Below are 255 nucleotides of genomic sequence, written 5' to 3'. Positions count from 1 at the left end.
AATCTGGAAGAAGTAAAGATTATTTATTGATCGGTTTATCGTAAAACATAAATCGATGGGTAATGATTGTATGTATCAACAAACAAGCAACAACGTTGTACTTTCTTATCCCTGTAGCGCTCTTTTCGTTTGAAAGAATGAAGAGGCTAACGTTATAGGGACAAGCGAATAAGTGCACATGGTGGATGCCTTGGCGATTACAGGCGATGAAGGACGTAGTAGCTTGCGATAAGCTGCGGGGAGTGAGCAAACACA

General features: G+C 40.8%; 1 rRNA gene. It reads left to right on the top strand.

Features of this window, described 5'->3' with window-relative positions:
- Window positions 1-158: 158 nt before the first annotated feature.
- Window positions 159-255 (top strand): 23S ribosomal RNA (locus tag GCN74_RS28510); the annotation flags it as partial.

Source organism: Janthinobacterium sp. FT14W, from assembly GCF_009208755.1.
GTDB lineage: Bacteria > Pseudomonadota > Gammaproteobacteria > Burkholderiales > Burkholderiaceae_D > Janthinobacterium > Janthinobacterium violaceinigrum.
This window is presented reverse-complemented; position numbering and strand designations above follow the sequence as displayed.